The organism is Desulfoluna sp. HI9BLuna (assembly GCF_056829775.1).
The window spans coordinates 5,920,192-5,941,277 of sequence record NZ_CP186555.1 but is presented as its reverse complement, the minus strand read 5'-3'; the positions used below and the strand labels follow the sequence as shown (position 1 = coordinate 5,941,277).

The following is a 21,086-nucleotide window of genomic DNA, read 5'->3' as shown; positions in this document are numbered from 1 at the left end:
TAAAAAGCGGCTCCGTTTTTTGTTTTGGGCCATAGGCGCCCAGACCTGCGCCATCTTAACGGACGCGCGCTCGCCTTCCGTTGTAGGGCTGGCGAAAAAAAGAATAAAAGCGCCTCCGGCGGCAAGGTGAGCCACCTTAAAAGCTGGTTGCCGCCACACATTGACCCTCGTTCCTCTGTTCAATGTGTGGCGGCATTTCTTTCGTTTTGATCCGCGAGGCCGGTCGGTGGTTCGTGAGGGACGCCGTGCGCACCGAAAGCCATTCAAGATGTCGACATTGGAAGGGTTTTGGCAAAGGACGGTGGCAAACGCTGCGTCAGGCGGTGCTACAGCACGCGTAACCGGTCGGTGGTTCGTAGGGTGCGCCGTGCGCACCGAAAAACATTCAAATCCCCCGGCAGGGCCGCCGGAGGCATGCCCCTTAAAGGGGCAACCGCCCGGCAAACAACCGTTCCAGATAGAACCGGGTGATCTCATCCATATGACCGAAGCTGTGCTCCGGATTCGTATTGCGCGCCACGATCTCCCGGCGCAGATCGTTGGCGATGGTCTTGCCCAGCTCCACCCCGAACTGGTCAAAGGGGTTGATGTCCCAGATAAAGGCTTTGTACACGGTCTGAGCCTCGTAGTAGGCGAGGAGACGCCCCACGTTCACCGGGGAGAGGTCGTTGAGCAAAATGGTGGAGGAGGGGCGATTGCCCTGGAAGAACCGGGTCTTTTCCTCGGAATCTTTCCCCACGGCAAGGGCCGTGGCCTGGGAAATGAGGTTGGCCCAGAGCTCCTGATGGTTGCTCACCCCGTGGGGGCGGCAGCCCCCTTCCGGGTACTGGGGCGTTATCACCCCGATAAAATCGATGGGGAAGGGGTGGCCCTGGTGGGCCAGCTGGAAAAAGGAGTGCTGGGCGTTGGTGCCGGGCTCTCCGAAGATGATCACCCCTGAGGACTGGTCGATCTCGTAGTTGTTGATGGTCACAGACTTGCCGTTGCTCTCCATGTTAAGCTGCTGAATGTGGGGTGCCAGCTTGGAGAGGGGAGAGGCATAGGGAATCACGGCCTGGGCCTGGTACCCGAGAAAATTGTTGTTCCAGATCCCGATGAGGGCCGACACCAGGGGGATGTTCTCAGGGGAGGGGGCGTACTTGGTGTGGATATCCATCTCCCGGGCCCCTTCCAGAAACTGGTTGAAGCGGTCGTAGCCCAGGTAGAGGCTCAGGGGCACGCCCCCCACCGCCGAGGTGACGCTGAACCGGCCACCGATGAAATCGAACATGTGAAAGGTCTCGATGCCCGACTCTTTGCCCTTGTCCCCGGGGCTCCCCTTGCTGGTCACCGTCACGAAATGCTTGGGGGCATCCAGGCCGCAGGAGGTCATGTAGGCCTTCATCTGCTGGGCGTTGGCCATGGTCTCCACCGTGGTGAAACTCTTGGAGATGACAATGCACAGGGTGGATTCCGGGTCGATCTTGGTCTTGATGGTCTCGAAATTGTGAGAGTCCACGTTGGAGAGAAAATGGAGCTCCATGCCTTTGTCGGCATAGGCAAACAGGGCGTTGGCCACGAACTCGGTGCCCAGGTAGGAGCCACCGATGCCGATGACCACGATGTGACGAAACTTTTTCCCGGTGCTGCCGCACACCGTGCCGTCGTGGACCTTTTCGCTGAACTCCTTCATCTGGCGACGAACCGCGTCGATCTCATCCATCACGTTGACCCCGTCCACGCAGATGGACTGGCCGGAGAAGCTGCGGGCGGCAGTGTGCAGGGCAGCGCGGTTTTCCGTCACGTTCACCTTGCAGCCGTCCACCTTGTCGCGATATTTGCGATGAACTTTCGCGACCTTGGCGAGTTCAAAGAGAAGGTCCATGGTCTTGCGCGTGACCCGTTGCCGCGAAAAATCGTAGAAGAAGTCCACATGCTTTAAGGAGAACTCCTCCATCCGGCCGTCTTCTTGTATCAGGTGCTTCAAATGGTATTCAGGCCTCTTCATCTCTTCCGCATGCGCTTTGAGTTTTTTCCACACAGGGGTTTTGCTGATCCTGAAACCTTTTTCAGCCATCGTCTCTCCAGTTCGTGTTGTTGTGATTCCGCGAGGCAATCGGGTTAAAAAAAGATTAAATTATAAGGGCGGGGCCAGGGTGTGACAAGGGAAAAAAATCCGCGACGGCTGCGACTGGCCAAGATACCGGATCACCAGTACATCCGTTCTTTAAAAATGGCGACGGTGAAAACCAGGCGATGACCGCCTACGCCACCCGGCCGGTGCCGCAGCCCCCCTCAGTCCGGGGATCCTCCGCCGGGCCTTTCCCTTGACTTGCCATTCACCAGCCGTTAAAAACATGATATTTATAAACCTGACCACACCATCCTACCATAAGAGGCCATCATGAACGAAACAGAACCCGGTGACATCATTCGCGCGCTCCTGGACAAAGGCGTCAATATTCCCGCCCCCATGAGCATTGAGATCTCTCCGGAGGTCCGTATCGATCGTATTTCCGGCGACGGGGTGACCCTTCACAGGGGCTGCCGCATCTCCGGGGAGGAGACCTTCATCGGCCCGGGGGTCGTCCTCGGCGAAGAGGCCCCCATGACCGTGGACTCCTGCCAGCTGGCCAAAGGCGTCCGCCTCAAGGGAGGCTTTGCCCAGAAAACTGTCTTCCTGGAAAAAGCCGAAGTCGGCTCCGGCGCCCATCTGCGCGAAGGCACCATTCTGGAAGAAGAGGCCTCCTGCGCCCACACCGTGGGGCTCAAACAGACCATTTTGCTCCCCTTTGTCACCCTGGGGAGCCTCATCAACTTTTGCGACGTGCTCATGGCCGGAGGCACCAGCCGACGCGACCACAGTGAGGTGGGCAGCTCCTACATCCACTTCAACTTCACCCCCAACCAGGACAAGGCCACGGCCTCCCTTTTAGGAAACGTCCCCGAGGGGGTGATGCTGGACAAGAAGCCCATCTTTCTGGGAGGGCAGGGGGGCCTGGTGGGACCGTGCCACCTGGCCTTCGGAACGGTGGTGGCCGCAGGCACCCTCATGCGCAAGGACGAGGAGACCGAAGGACGGCTCCACTTCGGAGGCGCCATGCGGGCAGGCTCCGTTGCCGCCCCCGAAGGGATCTACCAGAACGTCACCCGCATCGTGAAGCACAATATCCGCTACATGGGCAACCTCGTGGCTCTCTCCGCCTGGACCCGCCAGGTCCGAAGCGCCTTTGTGGGTAGGGCCTACCCCAAGGCAGTGCACCAGGGACACCTGGCCAACCTGGACCGTGCCCTGAATGAACGCATGAAGCGATTCCGCGCCTTTGCCGAAAAGCTTCCCGCCTCCCTTGCCATGGGCATGGAAAAGGGGACGGTTCCAGCCGACTCCTCCCTGGCCGCCCAGAAAAAAGAGGTGACGGCACAACTCGAAGCGTTTCAGGAGGCCCTCCAGGCCTTTGCCGCTCCTGGCGCCCACCCCAAGGTTCCCGGCCCCTTCGAAGAGGTCGTGGGCCAGATGGCCGCCGGGGCCGGTTACATTGAAACCATCCACGGCCTGGACGACCGGGAACGCGCCCTGGGTCGGGACTGGCTCTTCGACATCGTTCGCCGCACCGAGGCCCTCGGGGCCGATCACTTCTCCTTAACTTACGCTTAAAACATGGGCCACAACCCATTGAAATCCAAGGTGATATCCATGAAATTATTCGGAACCGACGGCATCCGCGGAACCTTCAATCAGCATCCCATGACCGTGGAAACCGCCCTTCGGGTGGGCCAGGCCGTGGCAGCCACCTTTGCCACACCGTCCAAGCACACCGTCATCATCGGGCGGGATACCCGTCAATCCGGCCAGGCCCTGTCCTCGGCCCTTGCCGCAGGCGTCATGAGCATGGGCGCCCATGTGGCCCTGGCAGGTGTGATTCCCACACCCGGCGTGGCCTTTCTCACGGCCGCCCATGACGAGGCAGCCCTGGGCGTGGTGATCTCAGCCTCCCACAACCCCTTTGAAGACAACGGCATCAAGCTGTTTAATGAAGATGGCTTCAAGTTCAACGAGGCCGTGGAAGCCCGCATCGAAGCCCTGGTTGCAGACACCGACGCCCTTCAGTCGAACCTGGAAGCAGTTTCCACCGTAGGAACCATGAACCACATCCCCCATGCCGCCAGCCGCTACCTGGGCTTCCTTAAAGAGGCATGCCCCGTGGACCTCTCCGGCCTGCGCCTGGTGGCCGACGCCTCCAACGGCGCGGCAAGCAGCCTGGCCGAGCCCCTGCTCAGGGGCGCCGGAGCCGAACTGACCCTCATCAACGCCGCCCCCAACGGGATCAACATCAACGCAGGCTGCGGCTCCGAGCACCCGGACGAAGTACAGGCCCTGGTGACATCCTCCGGAGCCTCCGCCGGCCTTGCCTTTGACGGAGACGCCGACCGCTTGATCTGCGTGGACGAAACCGGGGAGATCGTCTCCGGCGACCAGGTCATCGCCATTGTGGCCGAATACTACCGGGCCCAGGGAATCCTTGCCAACGACACCGTGGTCACAACCGTCATGAGCAACATGGGCCTTTCCGCCTGCCTGGAGGCAAAGGGGGTCACCCACACCAAGAGCGCGGTGGGGGATCGCCACGTCATGCTCGCCATGAAAGAGCAGGGCGCCGTGGTGGGCGGGGAAGACTCCGGCCACATGATCTTTCTGGATCGCCACACCACCGGAGACGGCCTGTTGAGCGCACTTCTGCTGCTCACCGTCCTCAAAGAGACCGGCAAACCGCTGTCCGAACTGAAACAGGCCATGACCGTGTTTCCCCAGGTACTCATCAACGTGGACGTTGCCGAGAAAAAGCCATTGGAAGAGCTCACCGCAGTGCCCAAGGCCATTGACGAAGCAGAAAAAGCATTGAACGGAAAAGGGCGCACCCTGGTGCGCTACTCCGGCACCCAGAAAATGCTCCGGGTGATGGTGGAAGGGGAGGACGCCGACCTGACACGCTACTGGGCCGAGGCCATTGCCGAGGCTGTTCGCCGAGAGATCGGATAAAAAAAGCCTCCGGCGGCAATGCGCTTTTCCCCTCGTTCCTCGGGGAAAATCACATTCGCCTTTGATTTTGATTGGCCTGAGCACCTGTTTGTTAAACGTTTTAACAGTTTAACTCCCGGAAGGGCCTCCGGAGGCATTTTTAACGAGGAAACGAACGTACACGCCCTAAAAAAACGGCCCGTGTTACCCGGATAACCGGAAACACGGGCCGTTTGGATTCACCAGAAAAGCCGTGGGCTATTCGCGGTTCCCCATGATGCGAAGGAGCATGAGGAAGAGGTTGATGAAATCAAGGTAGAGGGTGAGGGCACCCATGATGGCGCCTTTGCGCAGGGTCCCTGCGTCCAGGTCTCCGGGCTGGGAGAGGGCCATCATCTTGATTTTCTGGGTGTCGTAGGCGGTGAGACCCACAAAGACGATGACGCCCACGTAGGAGATGATCATGGCCATGCCGGAACTTCTAAGGAAGATGTTCACCACCGTGGCGATGATGATGCCGATGAGGCCCATGAACATGAAGTTGCCCATGCCCGTCAGGTCTTTTTTGGTCACCATGCCGTAGACGCTGCACGTCCCGAACATGGCCGCACACACCACAAAGGTCGAAAAGATAGACGACCGGGTGTAGACGATAAAGATAGAGGCGAGGGTGGCGCCGTTCAGGGCGGAATAAAGCACAAAGAGCAGGGTGGCCGTGCTTGCCTTGATCCGCTGGATACCGGCTGAAATGGCCACGACCATACCGAGTTCTGCGATGATCAGACCGAAAAAGACCATGCGGTTGCCGAAGATGAGTTCGAGCATTGCACGGGAGTTGGCTACGTACCACGCCACACCGGCGGTAAGAAGAAGTCCCACCGCCATCCAGTTGTAAACACTCATCAGAAAGGTGTTTACCGCTGCCTGGGAACGGACATTTTGAACAGATGAAGACTGCATTGATCCTCCGAATTGAGAAGTTGATGATGACGCCGCAATGTTGCGAGGCTATCTCGTTGGATACCGGATCTTTATCGGACCATCCGGGCCCACAGCAGAAAAGATAACACAGGTATCCGCGATTTCAACCTGTAAAACGCGAGAACGCCCGGCAAGAATGATCTGCGCGGGAACATAAAGCAAAAAACAACCGCTCATTTCAAAAATTTAATGGCGGCAGATGGCCGGGCACAGAAAAAAACAACCCATGGTCACGATGGCAGCGGCAGGGTCACGGGAGATTCCCGGAGATGGTTTTCCATAAAGGGACGGCACGCCACTTGACCCGAACCTGCCATCCGGGATATGCGAAGGAGATATGAACACAGCAGCACAAAACCAACCGACAACCGCAGTGGAACCATCCACCATGAAACTGAGCCAGACCGAACTCTTTGAGCACCTGAAGACGACCCTTGAAAAAATGGGTGCCACGTATCAGGAACACAGCTTCCGGGCCACCACGATCCCGGTCAAGAGCGGCCTCTGCGTGGTTCGCGGGGAACTCTGCTTCATCATGGACAAACGGCGGAAGCTCCGCGAGAAGAATCGCATCCTCGGCCGCGCCCTGGCACGCATGGACCTGGACACCGTCCACATTCCGCCTGCGGTGAGGGAATTTATCTCTGGAGATGCCTCGTGATGCATCAGGGGAGGCCCTCGAACCCTGATACGGGTTCCATATGCAAAAGTTTACATAATATATATTATCGGACGTTATCAACGGGTGAAGTCCTACACCACGACACACCCATCTATCTGATTCCATACCTTTTTCAGTAACGCATTGTCATAAGACCCACATCGTTTGGTGCAACCCTATGCGCGTTGTGGACGGTGCCACGGCATCTACGCCGATCCGCGTATTGTCACCACGGCAGACGACACGGGACGCCATCTGGAAAGCTGCGATCCCACCCCAAAACCCCATCGGCCAATAACCCGGCAGCTGGTAGCCGGCGGCCCAGTTGCCGGGCTAAATCGGCTCTTTTGTTGAACCCCACCTGCAACTGTGCTAGATTGGCGAACCCGGAGCTGATACTCCGTGCGCAGCCCGTGCCGATTTCCGGCGTCGGGCCCCCCTTGGCAACCCCTTCAGGAAAGACATTGGAGATGACGGAACGAAAAGAGATCTATTCGGTCTCGAGCCTGACCCGCGAAATCAAAGGCGTGCTTGAGAACCGATTCCCATACGTGTGGATTTACGGAGAGATATCCAACCTTCGCATTCCCTCGTCGGGCCACTGCTATTTCACGCTGAAGGACCAGGGCGCCCAGGTCAGCGGCGTCCTCTTCCGCGGCCAGGCCTCCCGGCTGAAGTTTCGCCTTCAGGACGGCCAGACCATTACCGGGTTGGGACGCGTCAGCCTGTATGAGCCCAGGGGTACCTACCAGATTATTTTTGAATACATGGAACCCAAGGGCGCCGGGGCCCTGCAGCTTGCCTTTGAGCAGCTCAAGCGAAAACTCGCTGCCGAGGGACTCTTTGACGAGGCCATTAAGAAAAAACTCCCCCCCTTCCCCGAGCGCATTGCCCTGGTCACCTCCCCCACGGGGGCCGTGGTCCACGACATGCTCACCGTTTTTCGTCTCCGCTATCCCAACGCGGAGCTCCTGGTGGTGCCCGTAAGGGTCCAGGGCGAGCAGGCCTGCCTCGATATCCCGGCGGCCATCGCCGGCATCAACCGGCACATGGCCGCTGACCTTATTATAGTAGCGCGGGGCGGCGGGTCCTTGGAGGACCTGGCCCCCTTCAACAGCGAAGAGGTGGCCCGGGCCATCCACGGGTCGGTGCTTCCCGTCATCAGCGCCGTGGGCCATGAGACGGACTACACCATCGCCGATTTCACGGCGGACATGCGGGCCCCGACCCCCACGGCAGCCGCGTCCCTTGCGGTTCCGGACAAAAAACGGCTCAAAGAAGACGTGGCCCTGCTGGCGGCCCGACTCCGCCTCTGTCTGGACCGAAGGATAGACGACGGGAGGCTGCGACTGAACGCGGCATCACGCCGCCTTGTGGACCCGAAGAAAAAGATATATGATCACAGGTTGCGGGTAGACGAACTGACCCAGCGAATGGCACGGGCAATCCGCCGGGAACTGAGCGATCGCCGGACCGCCCTTACCTGGCGCCGGGATCGGCTGGCCAAGGCCTCTCCCCTTCTGGCCGTGGAGGCCGGGCGCCGCGACGTTCGGGAGCTGTCCAGGCGCCTGAGCCTTGCCATGGAGGCACGGCTGGCCCGGAGCCGGGACACCCAGAAGCGCCTGGAACAAAACCTCAGCGCCCTGAGCCCCAAACTGGTTCTGGACCGGGGCTACAGCATTGTGCACGATTCACAAAGCGGTGAGGTCATCACCCGCGCAGCCCAGGTGGAGATCGGTTCTTCCCTGGATGTGGTTCTTGCAGACGGCTTGCTTGAAGCCGTTGTGGAAAGGAAAGACGATGGCAAAGAAAAAATTTGAAGAGGCAGTGGCTCAGTTGGAGGCCATTGTCGAAGATCTGGAGTCAGGGGATCTTCCGCTGGACAAGGCCATGAAACGCTTTGAAGAGGGCGTCAAGCTCTCCAAGACCTGCTCGGACACCCTGGACGAAGCCGAGACCCGCGTGCGGATCCTCACCGGAGAGACCGCCGAGGGCCTCCAGGACGCCCCCTTTACCGAAACCGATCAGCGGGGCGCGGAATGAGCGCATTCGACTTGAAAGGGTACCTCGAAGAAAAACGGGTCGTGGTTGAAGGCGCCCTTAAAGGACACCTGGACACCCTGACCCCTTCCGTGGAAACGCGGGTGGCACAGGCCATGGCCTACTCCCTCATGGCCGGGGGCAAGCGGCTGCGGCCCATCCTCTGCATGGCCGCCTGCGAAGCGGTGGGCGGAGACCCGGAAACAGCCATGAAGGCGGCGTGCGCCCTGGAGATGATCCACACCTACTCCCTGGTCCACGACGACCTGCCCGCCATGGATGACGATGATTTCAGGCGGGGACGCCCCACCTGCCACAAGGCCTTTGACGAAGCAACGGCCGTCCTGGCAGGGGACGCCCTGCTCACCTCGGCGTTTCACCTCATGGCCCTGGATCGGGGGCCCCGTGCCGAAGTGACCCTGGATGTCATTCGCATCATTGCCGATGCCTCGGGGGCCTTCGGCATGATCGAAGGCCAGATGCGGGACATCGAAGCCGAAGGCCGCGCCCTGGACCTTGGCTCTTTAAGGGAGCTGCACGGCCTGAAAACCGGTGCCCTGATCCGCGCCTCCGTGGAGTCCGGCGCCGTCATCGGCGATGCAGCAAACGGAGAGCGGGAGGCTCTGACACGCTACGCCGAAAAGATCGGCCTGGCCTTTCAGGTAACCGACGACATCCTCAACGTGGAAGGCGACCCGGACCTCATGGGCAAAGGGGTCGGCACGGACGCTGAACACGACAAGGCCACCTACCCGTCCCTCATGGGGCTGGAAGAATCCAAGGCCTACGCAAACCAGCTGGTGGAGGAGGCCGTAAGCGCCCTGGTCGTCCTCGATGAACGAGCAAAACCCTTGAAGGCGCTGGCCCTGTACGTTGTCCAGCGCCAGCGTTGATTTCCGCCCCCAGGGGCAGAAACCGAACTTTTATTTCCTCACCATGGGTGGGGGGGAACCATACAGGTGATGGTGATGACCCTTTTAGAACAGATCGACTCCCCGGCAGACCTGAAGAAGCTGGATCGCAGCCAGCTTCCCCAGCTTGCCCGGGAGATTCGGGACAATATTGTGGATGTGGTGTCCAAAAACGGCGGGCACCTGGCCTCCAGTTTAGGTGTGGTGGAACTGACCATTGCGGTTCACTACGTCTTTGACGTGCCCTTTGACAAGGTCGTCTGGGACGTGGGCCACCAGGCGTATGCCCACAAACTGCTCACCGGACGGCGGGATGCTTTCCCAACCCTGAGGACCCTGGGGGGCATCTCCGGATTTCCCAAGGTGAGCGAAAGCCCCTACGACGCGTTTACCACCGGCCACAGCAGCACCTCGGTGTCTGCGGGCTACGGCATGAGCTGCGCCCGGGACATGAAGGGCGAAGACGGAAAGGTCATCTCCATCATCGGCGACGGCAGCCTCACCGGCGGCATCGCCTACGAAGGGCTTAACCAGTCCGGGCCCTCCAGTCGCAACCACCTGGTGATCTTAAACGACAACGAGATGTCCATCGCCAAAAACGTGGGCGCCCTCTCCTCTTTTTTGAGCCGCACCTTTTCCGCCAAATACCTCCAGGACCTCAAGGGCGAGTTCAAAAAGGCCATGAAAGCCCTGCCCAAGGTGGGAGACGACATCTACCAGTTTGCCAAGAAGACCGAAGAGTCCTTCAAGGCCTTCGTCACCCCCGGCATGCTCTTTGAGGCGTTCAAGTTCGAATACCTGGGGCCCATCGACGGCCACAACATGGAACACCTCATCGACATTCTGGAAAACATCAAAAAGCTCAACAAGCCGGTGCTGCTGCACGTCATGAGCAAAAAAGGCATGGGCTACGCCCCGGCCGAAGCCAACCCCGTCTATTTCCACGGCGTGGGCGCCTTTGAAAAAGAGACGGGGACCAGCATGAAGGCCAGGCCCAAGGCCCCCTCCTATACCGAGGTCTTCGGCAGGAGCATGGTGGAGCTGGCCGAAACCGACAAGCGCATCGTGGCCGTCACCGCGGCCATGCCCGAAGGGACAGGGCTCACGGAGTTTGCCTCCCGGTTCCCCGAGCGATTCTTTGATGTGGGCATCGCCGAACAGCACGGGGTAACCTTTGCCGCGGGCATGGCCACCGAAGGAATGAAACCGGTGGTGGCCATCTACTCCACCTTCCTCCAGAGGGCCTACGACCAGATCCTCCACGATGTCTGCCTGGACAGGCACCCGGTGATCTTTGCCGTGGACCGCGGCGGCCTCGTGGGCGAAGACGGTCCCACCCACCACGGTCTCTTTGACCTGGCCTACCTGCGGCCCCTGCCCAACATGGTCATCATGGCCCCTGCCGACGAAAACGAACTGCGGCAGATGCTCCGCACCGCCCTGGACCACGACGGCCCCATTGCCATCCGCTACCCGCGCGGGGCTGCCGAAGGGGTCCCCGTGGATGCGTCGGCCCCTGCCCTTCCCATTGGTAAGGGCGCCCTGGTCCGTGAAGGCAGCGACCTTGCCCTTCTTGCCATCGGCACCACCCTGGCCACCTGCATGGAAGCGGCCGAGAAGCTCTCGGCCCAGGGCATCGAAGCTGCCGTCATCAACGCGCGCTTTGTCAAACCCCTGGACAAGGACCTCATCCTCCACTGGGCGGACAAAACAGGCCGCGTGGTGACCGTGGAAGAGCACATGAAGGCCGGCGGCTTCGGCAGCGCAGTGCTGGAGCTCTTCTCTGACGAGGGCCTGGCACACATCACCACCGCCCGTGTGGGCATCGAAGATCACTTTGTGGAGCACGGTCCCCGGGCAGAGTTGTGCCGTCGCCAGGGCATCTCCACCGAGGGTGTCATGGAGGCCGCGTTCCGTGTGACGGGACGGACCGAAAGCGTCACCACCCTGGCCGGAAAGGGCCGATAACGAGAAAGGACAAGGAAAACATTTGAGTCAGGAAGTGAAAATGAGAATTGACCAGCTCCTCGTGGACAAGGGGCTGGTGGAGAGCCGCCACAAAGCCCAGGCGCTGATTCTGGCCGGAAAAATACTGGTAAACCGGGTACCTGTCACCAAGGCCGGGACCAAGGTTTTGACAAGCGCCGAGATACACGTCAAAGAGGACGAGATTCCGTATGTCAGCCGAGGGGCCCTGAAACTGGAAGAAGCCCTGAAAACCCTTGAAATCGACATTGCCCATGATGTATGTCTGGACATCGGCGCTTCCACGGGAGGCTTTACCGATTGCCTGCTCCGACACGGGGCAGACAAAGTCTATGCCGTGGACGTGGGCTACGGCCAGCTGGCCTGGTCCCTGCGCAACGATGAAAGGGTCGTGGTGCTGGAACGCACCAATATCCGCTACCTGACGGAAGAGCAGGTCCCCGAGAAGGTGGACCTGGTCACCATCGACACCTCCTTCATCTCACTGAAGCTGGTGGTACCGGCGGCCCTTGGTTTTCTCAAAAAAGAGGGACGAATTCTCGCGCTCATCAAACCTCAGTTTGAGGTAGGAAAAGGGAAAGTGGGAAAAGGCGGGGTCGTCAAGGACCCGGCACAGCACGCGGAAGTCATCGACAATCTTAGCGATTTCTTCCAGGAACTCGGCCTTGAAAAAGAGGCTGTCATCCCCTCCCCCATCCTCGGCCCCAAGGGCAATCGCGAGTTCATTATCTCTTTGAAATACTGACGGGATTGATATATATACCTAAGTTCGTAACGGTATGTTTATACACAACGCCCCAAGGGGATTTCTCACAGGGCGTTGGCAGAAGCACTCGACCCGGCACGAACCGCACGAAAGAGGCGGGGATGCGGGGTCGAGAAGCAAAACATGTAATTCAGGAGAAGAGACAGTCACATAGACATAGGCTTGAATCATTCACATATTGAGGAGGTTGTTTAATGAAGTTATCTTCTGATAAACTGCGTAACGTCGCTCTGGCAGCCCATGGAGGTGCAGGCAAGACATCCCTTGCCGAGGCATTGATTTTCAACGCGGGCGCAACCAGCCGACTTGGCCGTGTGGAAGAGGGCAACACCGTGATGGACTACTCGGAAGAAGAGCAGCGCCGCACCGCGTCCCTCAGCAGCGCCTTTTTTCAATATGAGTGGAAAAAACACATCATCAGCCTCATCGATACCCCGGGTGACAAAAACTTCTTCTCCGACGCCAAAACCTGCATGCCCGCAGCCGACGCTGCCGTCATCGTCATCGACGCCTGCACGGGCTCCGATATCCGCACCGAACAATCCGCACAATTTGCAGGTGAAAACGCCATCCCGACCGTCTGTTTCATCAACAAACTCGATCACGAGCGTGCCGACTTCAGGCAGGCCTTCACCAGCGCGGTGGACGCCCTTGATCCCAAGCCTATTCTGATTCAACTCCCCATCGGGGAAAAAGACGCCTTCACCGGTGTCGTGGACCTCATCGCCAACAAGGCCTACAGCCTCAAAGACGGCAAGGCCGAGCCCATGGACATCCCTGCGGACATGGCCGACGATGTGGAATCCGAACGAGCCGAACTCATTGAAAACATCGCCGAAGCAGATGACGAGCTCCTTGAGCGCTATCTGGAAGGCGACGAAATAAAAGACGCAGAGCTGGTGGCCGCCCTCAAAACCGGCACCAAAAACCGTCAGTTCATGCCGGTTCTCTGCGGGGCGGCCACGGCCAACATGGGCGTGACCCTCCTGGCCGACTTCATCGTGGACGGCCTGCCCAGCCCCCTGGAGCGAGCCCCCTTCCCCACCACGGACGGAGAGGGCGTGGCCTTTGACCCAAGCGCCCCCTTTTCAGGGTATGTCTTCAAGACCATTGTGGACCCCTACGCGGGCCGCCTCTCCCTGATCAAGATCGTTTCCGGCTCCCTGGGCAAGGACGGCACCGTCTACAACACCGACAAGGACAGCAAGGAGCGTTTTTCCCAGCTTCTCTACCTTGCCGGAAAAGACCAGAAGCCCATCGACCATGCCGAAGCCGGTGCCATCGTGGCCGTGGCCAAGCTCAAAGAGACGTTCACAGGAGCCACCTTGTGCGATGAAAGCCGCAAGGTGATCCTCAAGCCCACGGACCCCATCGCCCCGGTAATCTCCTTTGCTGTGGAGGCCGCCAACCAGGGAGACGAAGACAAGGTCTTCTCCTCCCTCTCCAGGCTCCAGGAGGAAGATCCCTCCCTGGGCCTCGACCGTATTGCCGAAACAAAAGAGATCCTTTTGAACGGTATGGGTATGGTCCACGTGGAGGCCACCATTGAAAAGCTCAAGCGGAAGTTCAACCTCGAAGTGGTGATCAAGCCCCCCAAGGTCCCCTACCGAGAGACCGTCCGCAAAAAAGTCCGTGTCCAGGGCAAGCACAAGAAACAGACCGGCGGGCACGGTCAGTACGGGGACTGCTGGATCGTCCTGGAGCCCCAGCAGAGAGGCGACGGCTTTGAATTCGTAGACGCCATCGTCGGCGGGGTCATCCCCAAGACTTACATCCCCGCCGTGGAAAAAGGGATTGCAGAGGCGTCCTCCAAAGGGGTCCTCGCCGGTTTTCCCTGTGTGGACTTCAAGGTGACCCTGGATTACGGCTCCTTCCATGCCGTGGACTCCTCGGAGATGGCCTTCAAGATGGCCGGATCCCTTGCCTTTCGCAAGGCATGCGAAGAGTCCGGCGGGGTTCTTCTGGAGCCTGTCATGAACGTGGCCGTCATCGTTCCCGATGATTTTACCGGCGACGTTATGGGGGACCTCAACTCCAGAAGAGGACGCGTCCTCGGCATGGACAGCGAAGGCAAATACCAGGTGATCAACGCCCATGTGCCCATGGCCGAGATCCTCACCTACGCCCCGGACCTCAACTCCATGACCGGTGGACGGGGCACCTTCACCCGGGAATTTTCGCACTACGACGAGGTTCCCGGGGATATCGCCAAAAAAGTACTTGAAAAGATTGCGGCGGAGCAGGAAAATTAGCTCCGCTTGAATGTTTCTGAATAAGAAACGGCAGAGGATGCGGTTCACCCGTATCCTCTGCTGTTTTGTTTTTGAGAGAGGAAGAGACTTTAAAAAAATGAGACGAAATATTGTACATGTCGGATCCGGGCAGCTCACCTACGAAATCCGAGAAATCGTAGCCGTGGCCAACGAACTGGCAGCCCTGGGCGTCGACATCACCTGGGAAAACATCGGAGACCCTGTGGCAAAGGGAGAGTCCATTCCTGACTGGATCAAAGAGATCATCACCGATCTCGTGGGACAAGACGACACCTACGGCTATGTGGCCACTCGGGGCGTTTCCAACACCCAGCAGTTCCTTGCCGAATGCGTCAACAGCCGCGGAGGCACACAGATCACCAAAGATGACATTGTCTTCTTCAACGGACTTGGCGACGCCGTGGCCAAGATTTTCGGGTTCCTCAAGCGCGAAGCCCGGGTCATCGGCCCCTCCCCCGCCTACTCCACCCACTCCTCTGCCGAGGCGGCCCACTCGGGCTACAACCACCTCACCTACGAGCTGGACCCGGAGAACGGCTGGCTGCCGGACTTGGAGGACCTGGAAAACAAGGTCAAATACAACGACGCCATCGCAGGCATCCTCATCATCAACCCGGACAACCCCACGGGCGCGGTCTACCCCCGAGAGGTCCTGGAAAAGATGGTGGACATTGCACGGCGACACCGCATCTTCATCATCTGCGACGAAATCTATTCCCACATCGTCTACGACGACGCCTCCACGGTTCACTTGAGCGAAGTCATCGGCGAAGTCCCGGGCATGGCGCTGCGCGGCATCTCCAAAGAGTACCCCTGGCCCGGCGGCCGCTGCGGATGGATCGAGGTGTACAACCAGAACAGCTACCCCATGTTCCGCCAGTACATCCAGAGCATCGTCAACGCCAAGATGCTGGAGGTGTGCTCCACAAGCCTGCCCCAGCACTCCATCCCCCTGGTCATGGGCCACCCCAACTACCGGGGACACCTTGAAATGCGCCGGGACATGTTCCACCGCCGGGCCGACGAAGCCTACGACATGCTCAAGGATGTGGAAGGTATCTCGGTCATCAAGCCCAAAGGGGCCTTTTACATGTCCGTCCTCTTTGATGACGGCGTGCTGAACAGCGACCAGACCCTTGCCATCGGCGACGAACGCGTCCGAAGCTATATCGAAGAGAAGATCGAAAACGTGGAAGTGGACAAGCGCTTCGTCTACTACCTGCTTGCCGCCACCGGCATCTGCGTGGTTCCCCTCACCGGGTTCTGCTGTTCCCGCAAAGGCTTCCGCATCACCCTCCTTGAAACCGACGACGACAAGCGCCGGTGGACCTTCCAGACCGTGGCCGACAGCATCCGCGCCTACCTGGAGTCCAACCGAGGCTCCGCCGGTGATGAGGCGTGCCGACTGGCCGTGTAAAAGAACAGGCTACCGGCTTTAACAACAAAAGCCCCTCGGACGGAAACGATTTTCCGTCTTCGAGGGGCTTTGTTGGTTTAAGGGCTTTCGGGATTTTAATGAAACTCGATGTAAAGTCCCAGCTTGCCGTAGTGCTGGGTGGAGTCAAAGGCCATGCCCACCTCCAGGTCGCTGATGCTGCGAATGGTGCCGTACTTTTCAATGAGGGAGTGCTCCCTGTCGTCCAGGTGAAACGCCAGATCCACCCGCATCCCCACCTCAAGGGGCACCGAGGTCACCAACCGAACCCGCAGACCCGACTGGGAGATGTCCGTCACCGTTCCCGACAGGTTGTATCCCCGCTCCTGGACCTTGCAGACCACCGGCAGTTCTACATCCTTGCGCACAAACTGCCGCCGTTCGAGCTGCACATGAAAGCTGTGGCCGCAGGTGCACCGACACCGGATCTTTACATGACTCTGGACCCCCATGAAGGTGGAGACATCCTGTTCCTTCACCCGGAGACACGATGGGCAGGTGATAAACGCCTGGAAATCGTCTTTCACAAGAATCGTAGCAAGCATGGTTTCCCGTCCTCACCGGCCGGAAATCATGAAAACATCAGATACTGGCCGATTTTGTCGTATTTTTCTATTTCGGTGAATTCAAGGCCCAGGAACGGGCCGTTGATGCTTCGGACCACTGCCGTTTTGCTGATGAATGACCGATCTTTATCGTCGAGGTTGAACTCCACGTGGATAATATCTTCAATGGCAAAGGGAAAAGCCGTGTTGACCCGGATCCGGCACCCGGACCGGGACAGGTCCTTGACGGTCATGATGAATTTGCGGCCGTCATGGGAACCGAAGGCCACCCCGGACAATTCGAGGGATTTGCGGTAGTACTTTCGCCGCTCGATCACCACGGAAAAAACATGACCGCATTTGCAGGTGCACTTGATCCTGAGTTGCGCCTTGGCGGTCAGGAGCTTGGAGATATCCGTGGTCCGGGATCGCTCACACACAGGGCACACAAAGGTTGCCGTGGTGCTGGTTCCGAGAAATATTTTTTCTGCCATTGCCTTGCCTTTTATTTGGAGGGTCGAAGTCCCGAGGCACCCTGACACGCATTACCCCAGCTTCACTGACCTTCTCTGGGTCCCGGCACAGCGCCGTTAACTGACGCACACCCTGCGAATCTCCGCAACATCGGTGACGCCGTCCAGCGCCTTGACGAGGCCGTCCTGAATCAAGGTCGTCATCCCCTGCTCTGCGGCCACACGGAACAACTCGTCGGTGTGGGCGGCCCGCTTGATCATCTGCTTGACCTCAGGAGAGCCGTACATCAGTTCATGGATGGCAACCCGGCCCTTGTAACCGGAGCCGGAGCAGACAGAGCATCCCACGGGCTTGAAAAGGCGCATGTCCGAGGAATACCGGATCCCGGTTTGCTCAAAGGCCTCCTTACCGTAGAGTTCCACGATACGGTCGAACTCGTCCCGGTCCGGGGTGTACTCGTCCCTGCAGTTGGTGCACAGCCTTCGGACCAGCCGCTGGGCCAGGACCCCCTGGAACGCATCGGAGAAGTTCAGGGGGTTGAGCCCCATGTCCAGAAGCCGGGTTACCGTCTCCGGGGCACTGTTGGTGTGAAGGGTGGAGAGAACCAGGTGGCCGGTGAGGGAGGCTTCGATGCCGATGGAGGCGGTTTCGTGATCCCGCATCTCGCCGATCATGATCACGTCCGGATCGGCCCGGAGAAAGGCCCGCATCACCCGGGCAAAATCCAGGCCGATCTTTGCCTTGCACTCCACCTGCCGCAGGCCGGGCTGGGTGATTTCCACGGGATCCTCAGCGGTCCAGATCTTGATTCCGGGCTTGTTGATGTTTGCCATGGCCGCATGGAGGGTGGTGGTCTTTCCCGACCCGGTGGGCCCCACGCAGAGAATCAATCCGTAAGGCTGGGCGACGATTTTTTTCAGGATCTCCAGGTTGCGGTCGCTGAGCCCCATCTGGTCGATTTTCATGGCCCCGGAGTCTGCCAGGATACGGAGCACCGCATCCTCAAACCCGCCTGCCGTGGGCAGGGTGGCCAAACGCAGCTCAAAGGGCTTCACCCCTTTTCTCTTGAACTTGATCTTCCCGTCCTGGGGAAGCCGCCGTTCGGCAATGTCCAGATGACTCATGATCTTCAGGCGGGAAAGAATCCCCATGGCGTTGGAGATGGGCACCTTGAGCACATCCTGGCACACGCCGTCAATGCGGTAACGGATATGCACCTTCTTGGAGTGGGGGGACGGCTCCACATGGATATCGGAGGCCCCTTTCCGGTAGGCGGTGATGATCACCTGGTCCACCATCTTCACGATCTGGCTCGACGACTCGGAGAGGGACGGATCCGCCTCCTGATCGTCCGGCATCTCGTCCACCTCTTCCTCGAACTCCACGTCGAGCATCATGTCGAAGTCGCCGTCTTCCTCTCCGGGCCCCTCTTCGGTATGGCGGTCGGAATCGTAGAAGAACTTGATCACTTCGATGATCTCTTCCCGTACACCCACGGAGTATCGGATGTGCTTGGCACTGAGAAGGCTGTAGATGTGGTCCGTCTTTTCGAGGTTTTTCGGGTCATCAATCAGAACTTCCACCACCCCGTCGGTCATGTCCCATGACAGGGGCACCCAGCTGTTCTGGATGAGAAAGCTCTTCTTCAGCTTCCCCAGGAGTTCCACGGGGATGGGAATATCGGTGCCGAATTCCACAAAGGGACACTCGTAATAATAGGAGAGGGATTTGCCGAGCTCCTCTTTGTCCACATACATGTCTTCAATGAGAATGGATTCGCAGCTTTTCCCGGTTTTTCTCGCAAGGTTGAGGGCGTTCTGCAACTGAGCGGTGTTGACCTGATCCGTCTCCAGGAGGTAGCCGTAGCGGGATTCGTAACTCCGCGCTCCCTTGATCCCCTCGACCTGGGCATCGAGCCCGGTGTAGCCCGCATCCAGCCCGCGGACATCTTCGTAGAAGCCCATGGCCTCGTCGCTCTTTTCGAGCTTTTCCATCTCCAGCCCGAACCGGAAGAGAATATCGGCCGCCGCTTCCTGGGTCACGTTGTTCGTCTCTATGAGTTCAAGGACCTTTTTGCGAATTTTGGATACGGCATGAAGCTGCATCAGGACGTCGGCAAGCTGAGGCACCAGCTTGGCCACCGGATACTTGGTGTTGAGAAGTTTCAACAGCTCGGCCAGGGCTTCCCGCTGCAGGCCGAGCTCTTTAAAGGCGTGGGCGCTCTCCAGGATCTCATCGGCGCTGTCTTCGGACCAGGAGTTTTTGATGGCGCTGAGCTCCTGGCTGCTGAGTTCGATGACCTCATCGTCGTCATCGAGCTCGGCCGCCTTTGTCTTCAATTCGCCAAGCTCCATCCCGATGAAGTCGTTGACCTCTTCGTCGAGGTCACCGTCGTATGCATCCAGAATTGCCGTATAAACGGCAATGGACTCACCGTAGAGACCGTGTTTTTTGTAGGCTTTGGCGGTATCGATTTTAGACTTCAGCTGTTTTTCCAAAGCGTATCCTCGCAAATTTGCCGCACACCTTCAGGTGCACTACATTTTAAAGAAACGACCGAAACCTCGTGTCTTGCGACTTTTATCCATATCGGTTGAAATAAGATCGCACGTCATGCGAACCATGGCGGCCACGCACCCGGGGGCCATGAGGATATAAAGGATTCCGTCGACGGTTCGACGGTAGTAGACTCGCAGGGCATCGAACAGGATCTCTCCTTCCGTGGCGCCGTCCACCAGGGGAGCCATATCGCGCCAGCGCATTTTCTCAGCAAGAAAAGCCCTGGCCTCGCGACACTCGTGCTCGCTGCCACCATGGGACTCGGAAAGTTCGGCAACCAGGGGCTTTCCGGCATCGCTGATGTAAAAAACCCCCTGGACCCCGTCGATGCTGAACAAATCATCAAAATGGTTTGCCATATCCACCTGAATACATAAAAGATTATAATCTGATTCACACGTCCAGTACAGCGTCAATTAACGATTCTTTCTGGACCTTTGCTCCCACCACCAGCCGGGCCGGGACCCCGGCACCCATCACCACCATACGCTGATCGGTTTCCCGATTGCTCAACACCGCCTTGAGTGGCCCGGCCCCCAGAATGTTTCCGAACATCTGCAGGGCGGCCATCTTATCCGTCAACTCCGGAGCCCAGGCTGCCGACTCCACTGCATCGGAGTTGCCGCTTGCCTTGACGACCAGCTCCCTAAGGCGCTCCAGTTCATCCGGGGAGCCGCCCCGGTCCCCATCCACAGGATCACCGGTGGATGCATCCCTCCCCTGGTCAGCAACCTGGCCCGGCGAGCCGCTTCCCATCTCATCCTTCAGCCGCATGGCGTCCAACAAAATCGCCTGGAGCTCACCCTGGATCCCTTTCCGGGTGAGAACACAGGAATTTTCGATGAGCAGGGTCACCCGTTCCCATCCCAGGACGCGATAGGCGGCCTTGTTGCCTGTCATGGGGCCGTAGCGTGCATTGAGGATATCCCCGTCACGGAAAAAGAGAACGCCCTGGGTGCCGGTCATCTCGTTGACCACCCGGATGGTGCAGGTCTTGGCTTCCATCTCGATAAGCTGCAGGAACATCTCCAGGGAGGCATTTTTCAGGGTGCCGCCCCCGGCCTGCTCCTTGAAGATCTGGTCAATGGTCCGAACCAGATCCTCAACCACCAGCGGCTTCGTAAAATAGGCCCGTGCCCCGTAGCGCATAACCGCTTCACGGGTTTTGGGCTTATCGAAACTGGTGACGACAATGGCGGGGACATCGGGAAAAAACCGCCGGATTTTTTCCAGAAGCCCGTACCCATCGACATTGGGCATCTGGAGATCCGTCACCACAAGGGCAATGGGGCGTCGCTTCAAGAGCTCTACAGCCTCAGCGCCGTCGGTGCACGTAAGGACCGCATACCGATCCTTCAGCTTGGAAAACAGCTTGTGGATGAGGTTGAGAAAAGGCTGGTTGTCGTCCACGACGAGAATCTGTCTGACCATGGTGTGACCATCCTGTGTTTCCCCTGCC

17 protein-coding genes are annotated in these 21,086 nt (G+C 58.8%); 10 read left to right on the top strand and 7 right to left on the bottom strand.

All coding sequences use genetic code 11. The features are described from left to right. Positions 1 to 421: 421 nt before the first annotated feature. On the bottom strand, positions 422 to 2,056 hold the full coding sequence (pgi, locus tag ACOYW0_RS24115; protein WP_482416267.1) for a glucose-6-phosphate isomerase: 1,635 nt from the start codon (positions 2,054 to 2,056) through the stop codon (positions 422 to 424). A gap of 327 nt (positions 2,057 to 2,383) precedes the next feature. Between pgi and ACOYW0_RS24110 the strand changes: the two genes are divergently transcribed. Continuing rightward, a complete protein-coding gene (locus tag ACOYW0_RS24110) occupies positions 2,384 to 3,634 on the top strand; it encodes a protein GlmU (protein WP_482416266.1) in 1,251 nt (416 codons plus the stop codon). A gap of 39 nt (positions 3,635 to 3,673) precedes the next feature. After that, positions 3,674 to 5,017, top strand: coding sequence for a phosphoglucosamine mutase (gene glmM / locus ACOYW0_RS24105; RefSeq protein WP_482416265.1), 1,344 nt, complete (start codon positions 3,674 to 3,676; stop codon positions 5,015 to 5,017). Positions 5,018 to 5,254: 237 nt separating this feature from the next. Here the strand turns inward: glmM and ACOYW0_RS24100 are convergent, their stop codons facing one another. Then, positions 5,255 to 5,956, bottom strand: coding sequence for a Bax inhibitor-1/YccA family protein (locus ACOYW0_RS24100; protein ID WP_482416264.1), 702 nt, complete (start codon positions 5,954 to 5,956; stop codon positions 5,255 to 5,257). Between the two features lie 409 nt (positions 5,957 to 6,365). On the opposite strand from ACOYW0_RS24100, the gene ACOYW0_RS24095 reads away from it, so the two are divergent. The 8 genes from ACOYW0_RS24095 to ACOYW0_RS24060 all read left to right on the top strand — a co-directional run bounded on the left by ACOYW0_RS24095 (position 6,366) and on the right by ACOYW0_RS24060 (position 16,031). Further along, positions 6,366 to 6,638, top strand: coding sequence for a hypothetical protein (locus tag ACOYW0_RS24095; protein WP_180144961.1), 273 nt, complete (start codon positions 6,366 to 6,368; stop codon positions 6,636 to 6,638). A 470-nt stretch (positions 6,639 to 7,108) separates the two neighbouring features. Beyond that, positions 7,109 to 8,458, top strand: a complete 1,350-nt coding sequence (gene xseA, locus ACOYW0_RS24090; RefSeq protein ID WP_482416263.1) for an exodeoxyribonuclease VII large subunit — start codon at positions 7,109 to 7,111, stop codon at positions 8,456 to 8,458. Beyond that, positions 8,439 to 8,681, top strand: a complete 243-nt coding sequence (xseB, locus tag ACOYW0_RS24085) for an exodeoxyribonuclease VII small subunit (protein WP_180144955.1) — start codon at positions 8,439 to 8,441, stop codon at positions 8,679 to 8,681. The genes xseA and xseB overlap by 20 nt, the downstream gene beginning before the upstream one ends. Continuing rightward, positions 8,678 to 9,571: a polyprenyl synthetase family protein gene (locus ACOYW0_RS24080; RefSeq protein ID WP_482416262.1), complete on the top strand. Its 894-nt coding sequence runs from the start codon at positions 8,678 to 8,680 to the stop codon at positions 9,569 to 9,571. Before xseB ends, ACOYW0_RS24080 begins: the two co-directional genes overlap by 4 nt. A 75-nt stretch (positions 9,572 to 9,646) precedes the next feature. Beyond that, the gene (gene dxs / locus ACOYW0_RS24075) at positions 9,647 to 11,557 is read left to right on the top strand and encodes a 1-deoxy-D-xylulose-5-phosphate synthase (protein ID WP_482416261.1); all 1,911 of its coding nucleotides are present in this window, start codon (positions 9,647 to 9,649) and stop codon (positions 11,555 to 11,557) included. Between the two features lie 40 nt (positions 11,558 to 11,597). After that, positions 11,598 to 12,320, top strand: coding sequence for a TlyA family RNA methyltransferase (locus tag ACOYW0_RS24070; protein ID WP_482416260.1), 723 nt, complete (start codon positions 11,598 to 11,600; stop codon positions 12,318 to 12,320). A gap of 215 nt (positions 12,321 to 12,535) precedes the next feature. Further along, positions 12,536 to 14,593, top strand: coding sequence for an elongation factor G (fusA, locus tag ACOYW0_RS24065; protein ID WP_482416259.1), 2,058 nt, complete (start codon positions 12,536 to 12,538; stop codon positions 14,591 to 14,593). A gap of 97 nt (positions 14,594 to 14,690) precedes the next feature. Beyond that, positions 14,691 to 16,031, top strand: a complete 1,341-nt coding sequence (locus ACOYW0_RS24060) for a pyridoxal phosphate-dependent aminotransferase (protein WP_482416258.1) — start codon at positions 14,691 to 14,693, stop codon at positions 16,029 to 16,031. Between the two features lie 95 nt (positions 16,032 to 16,126). Here ACOYW0_RS24060 and ACOYW0_RS24055 read toward each other — a convergent pair whose 3' ends face one another. From ACOYW0_RS24055 to ACOYW0_RS24035, 5 genes are all read right to left on the bottom strand, one after another. Beyond that, positions 16,127 to 16,594, bottom strand: a complete 468-nt coding sequence (locus ACOYW0_RS24055) for a PilZ domain-containing protein (protein WP_482416257.1) — start codon at positions 16,592 to 16,594, stop codon at positions 16,127 to 16,129. A 26-nt stretch (positions 16,595 to 16,620) separates the two neighbouring features. Continuing rightward, a complete protein-coding gene (locus ACOYW0_RS24050) occupies positions 16,621 to 17,088 on the bottom strand; it encodes a PilZ domain-containing protein (RefSeq protein WP_482416256.1) in 468 nt (155 codons plus the stop codon). A gap of 96 nt (positions 17,089 to 17,184) precedes the next feature. Further along, on the bottom strand, positions 17,185 to 19,566 hold the full coding sequence (locus ACOYW0_RS24045) for a GspE/PulE family protein (protein WP_482416255.1): 2,382 nt from the start codon (positions 19,564 to 19,566) through the stop codon (positions 17,185 to 17,187). 39 nt (positions 19,567 to 19,605) lie between these two features. Next, a complete protein-coding gene (locus ACOYW0_RS24040) occupies positions 19,606 to 19,986 on the bottom strand; it encodes a hypothetical protein (RefSeq protein WP_180144937.1) in 381 nt (126 codons plus the stop codon). A gap of 34 nt (positions 19,987 to 20,020) precedes the next feature. After that, entirely contained in the window at positions 20,021 to 21,058 is a 1,038-nt protein-coding gene (locus tag ACOYW0_RS24035; RefSeq protein ID WP_482416254.1) for a response regulator, read from the bottom strand. Positions 21,059 to 21,086 lie beyond the last annotated feature (28 nt).